A 3,281-nucleotide genomic window follows, 5' to 3' on the forward strand; every position below is an offset into this window, starting at 1 on the left:
AGGCGGGGACCCAGAATTTCAAGGGGTGCGGTGTTCGCCGAAACATTCTGGATTCCCGCTTTCGCGGGGACGACAGAAAACATCGGCACACCCTACGATGCCGTAATCAGGTCCAGCTCCTTCCGCCGCTGTTCAAACCAAGCCAACAAATAATCCGCCAATACTTGGGTGCGCTTGGGCAAACCATGCTGATAGGCATGCACCAGAAACACCGGACTGATCCGCGTCTGGTAATCGCGCAATAGCCACACCAGGCTGCCATCCAGCAACTCCTGATGCACCAGATACGACGGCAGCCGGGCAATCCCTGCCCCGCCCAGGCAGGCTTTTTTCAGCAGGCTGTAGTGATTGCTGGCAAACGGTCCGGTGACCTGCACGCGAGTCAGTTCATGCTGGCGGTGGTACAGCCATTCTTCCGCGCCGCTGTAATGGCTATTGAGCAAACACACATGCTGGCTTAGCTGCTGCGCCGTGAGCACGTCGCCATGGGCGTGCAAATAGGCCGGGCTGGCGCAGGTCAATTCCTGCATCGACAACAACGGCCTGGCCACCAGGCGCTCGTCAGTCTGCTCGCCACTGCGAATGGCCAGGTCGAAGCCGTCGGCCACCAAGTCGCGGTAGGTGTTGCTCAGTTCCAACTCGATACGGATTTGCGGAAACGCCTGGGCAAATTGCAGCTGCAAGGCATCAAAAAACGTATCGCCCAAGGACACCGGCGCTGTGATGCGCACCGTACCGGCAGCCTCCTCCTGCAAGCGCGCCAGGGTTTGCCGAGCGCGCGTAGCTTGGGCGACCAACGCCTGCGCCTCCGGCAACAGCGCGGCACCGGCCGCCGTCAACGACAGTTTGCGCGTGGTGCGATAGAGCAAACTGATGCCCAGCCCCTGTTCAAGCAGGCCAATGCGTTTGGACAACTGCCCCTTGCTGCAACCCAGGCGCTCAGCCGCCTGAGTAAAACTGCCGGCCTCAACCAAGGTGGCAAAGGCAGCCAGATCATCCATTTCGCTCATGGCGATTGTTTCCTAACGAGAACCAAAGGTTTCCAATTGGCTGGATTATCACCTACAAACTGTCGATCTACACTGCTTGCCACTCAACCCCACCGTGTTTTTTTCTTTGAGGAACATTGCTATGAAAATCGTCCTGATCGGCGCCAGCGGCACCATTGGCCAAGCAGTAGAACGTGAATTGGCCGAGCGCCATGAAGTGATCCGCGTCGGCCGTACGAGCGGCGACTACCAGGTGGATATCCGCGACGCCGCCTCCATTCGCCAGTTGTTCGAACAAACCGGGCGCTTCGACGCCTTGGTCAGCGCCACCGGCTCGGTGCACTTTGGCGCGCTGGCCGAGATGCAGGCCGAGCAGTTCACCGTGGGCCTGAATGACAAGCTGATGGGCCAGGTCAACCTGCTGCTGATTGGCCGCGAATTTATCAACGACGGCGGCTCGTTCACCTTGACCTCGGGGATTCTCAGCGACGACCCGATCGTGGCCGGCACCTCGGCGAGCATGGTCAATGGTGCGCTCAACAGTTTCGTCAAAGCCGCTGCCATCGAACTGCCCCGCGGCCTGCGGGTGAACGTCATCAGCCCCACGGTGTTGGTGGAAGCCATGGACAGTTACGGGCCATTTTTCCGTGGTTTTAAACCGGTGCAGGCAGTCGACGTGGCCCTGGCCTACGCGAAAAGTGTCGAAGGCAAACAGACCGGGCAGGTTTACACCGTCGGCTAAGCAGCACATCCGCTCAACAGCGCGCGGCAACATTTGCCCCGCGCTCTTGTGCCGGCGCCGGGGCGTGGGTAACGTGGCCGCACCTGCCAGGAGACCCCCTTGATGCGCGCTGTCCGCCCCCTGTTGTTTGCCCTATTACCCCTGTTCGCCAGCTGCGCGATGTTTGACGGTCAAGACCAGGCGCCGGTGTCGCCCGGCACTCGTATGCAGGGCGAGCTCAGCGTCAGCGGCGGCAAACTGCTGCTGCGCCCTTGCCAGGAACAACGTCGTTTCGTCATCAATGACAGCGGCAATACCGGCCTGCTGCAAGAGTCTGCCACCTTGCTCGACCGCGTCGACGGCACCCTGTTTGCCGACGTCAGCGGCAACCTCGATGCCAGCAAAGTCAGCGGCAGCGACGGCCAACTCAACCTCACCCGCCTGTATCGCGTACAACGCGAAGGCCATGGCTGCGACGATCCCAACTTCAAACGCCAAGTACTGCGCGCCAGCGGCAATGAGCCCGACTGGAGTGTCAGCGTAAACGCCAAAGGCATGGTGCTGGAGCGCCCCAATCAGGAGCCGCTGGCCCTGCCCTACCTGGAAGAACAACTGCCTGACGGGCGCTTTAACCTCACCAGCGAAGCCAACGGCCTGCGCCTGGAATTGTGGATAGCGCCGCAACGCTGCGTCGATAGTGCCAGCGGTGCGGTATCGTTTCTGTCAGCAGAGCTACGCAGCAACGGCAAAGTCGAGCGCGGCTGCGCCTACTTCGGTGGCTCGCGCAATCTATAAGCTCGCTAATGCTTCACCCTTTTTTCACATCGATTTGATCGGCGCTTCACTCGCGCCTTCCTAGCATGGGCTCCCTTATTCGGGGAGTTTCCATGCTCAAGTCACGTCGTCGGGTCTTTGCTGTTGCAGGTGTATTCGCCGTGGTCGGCGCCCTGCTGCTGTGGCGTTACCTACCTTCCAACGTTGCGGAAACACCGCTTCTGGCCGCACCCCAGGCAGAAACCTGGGCACACCAGGTAGACCCCTCGTTCAAGCTGTTTGAAATGTCGCCAACCCTGTACCGCAGTGCCCTGCCGCAACCCGAGCACCTAGCGCTGTTGGAACAACTGCAAGTGCGCACCGTGGTCACCTTTATCAAAGACGACGACCGCCAATGGCTGGGCAACAGCAACATCAGCTTGATCAGCATTCCCTTGCACGCTGACCGTGTCGATGACACCGATGTATTGCGTGTGCTCAACGTATTGCAGCTCGCCGAAACCCGTGGCCCGGTGCTGATGCACTGCAAACACGGCAGCGACCGCACCGGGCTGATGGCTGCCATGTTTCGCACCGTGATCCAGGGCTGGAGCAAACAGGAAGCGCTGAGTGAAATGCTCAATGGCGGCTACGGCCAGGCCGACGATATGGAGGATGCGCGCCACTATGTGGAACAGGCCGATATCAGCAAACTGCGTGAAGCGCTGACCCAAGGCCGCTGTGACACCAAACTTATTTCCACCTGCTATGTGCGGCCCTGGTTTAACTCGATGGTGGCTAACGCGCATCCCTAGAAG

Annotated in this window: 4 protein-coding genes; 3 read left to right on the forward strand and 1 reads right to left on the reverse strand. The window is 60.0% G+C overall.

Annotated features, from left to right (window positions below; all coding sequences use genetic code 11):
• Positions 1 to 92: 92 nt before the first annotated feature.
• The gene (locus AAAB16_RS04410; protein WP_340662247.1) at positions 93 to 1,010 is read right to left on the reverse strand and encodes a LysR family transcriptional regulator; all 918 of its coding nucleotides are present in this window, start codon (positions 1,008 to 1,010) and stop codon (positions 93 to 95) included.
• A gap of 121 nt (positions 1,011 to 1,131) precedes the next feature.
• Between AAAB16_RS04410 and AAAB16_RS04415 the strand changes: the two genes are divergently transcribed.
• From AAAB16_RS04415 to AAAB16_RS04425, 3 genes are all read left to right on the forward strand, one after another.
• Positions 1,132 to 1,731, forward strand: coding sequence for a short chain dehydrogenase (locus AAAB16_RS04415; RefSeq protein WP_340662248.1), 600 nt, complete (start codon positions 1,132 to 1,134; stop codon positions 1,729 to 1,731).
• Positions 1,732 to 1,833: 102 nt separating this feature from the next.
• Entirely contained in the window at positions 1,834 to 2,505 is a 672-nt protein-coding gene (locus AAAB16_RS04420) for a hypothetical protein (RefSeq protein WP_340662249.1), read from the forward strand.
• 92 nt (positions 2,506 to 2,597) lie between these two features.
• Positions 2,598 to 3,278 carry a tyrosine-protein phosphatase gene (locus tag AAAB16_RS04425; RefSeq protein WP_340662250.1) on the forward strand — a complete coding sequence of 227 codons (681 nt, stop codon included), beginning with the start codon at positions 2,598 to 2,600 and terminating at the stop codon, positions 3,276 to 3,278.
• The last annotated feature ends 3 nt before the right edge of the window (positions 3,279 to 3,281 follow it).

Origin of the sequence: Pseudomonas sp. (assembly GCF_037994325.1) — a bacterium.
Classification (GTDB): Bacteria; Pseudomonadota; Gammaproteobacteria; order Pseudomonadales; family Pseudomonadaceae; genus Aquipseudomonas.